This window comes from Methylophaga sp. UBA5088 (assembly GCF_002414625.1).
Lineage (GTDB): Bacteria > Pseudomonadota > Gammaproteobacteria > Nitrosococcales > Methylophagaceae > Methylophaga > Methylophaga marina.
On record NZ_DIAC01000088.1, the window covers coordinates 4,588 to 5,145 of the forward strand.

Here is a 558-nt window from a genome sequence, read left to right on the forward strand (position 1 = left end):
GCTTCGACCTTGCCAACTAAGTCCGCCCCAACATCGGCTGATTTGGTGTAGATTCCACCACCCACTCTTGAAAATAAGGCGACCGACGAAGCACCCATGCCGAAGCCGTGAATAATATGTGTGGTTTGAGGATCATGGCCGTAGAGTAGGTAAAGAAAGCCTAACCCTAATAACCCCATGGCGGCGACGGTAAGTCCCATAATCGAACCACCGGAAAAGGCGATGGACAACGCTTGTGCTGTTCCTTGATTCTGTGCGGCGACGGCTGTTCTGACATTGGCTTTGGTTGAGGCATACATGCCAATGAAGCCAGCACAAGCAGAGCAGATAGCACCAATAAAGAAAGATAGGGCACTTGGCCAACCTAAATTCGAAAATCCCAGCGCCAAGATGCACAACAAGCAGAAAATGGCTAAGCGCGAATACTCCGCTTTCATAAACACCATCGCACCGAGATGAATTTGATCGCCTATATCAACGACCTTGCCTGTGCCTGCTGGTTTTTTAAGGATCGATATATAAAGGAGAAACGCGCAAAATAAACCGAAAACACCAAGA

At 48.4% G+C, this 558-nt stretch carries 1 protein-coding gene; it reads right to left on the minus strand.

Annotated elements, in window-relative coordinates:
- Positions 1–558: sodium/proton-translocating pyrophosphatase (locus B4K20_RS11160; RefSeq protein WP_289282956.1), on the minus strand; the 558-nt coding region annotated here is incomplete at both ends.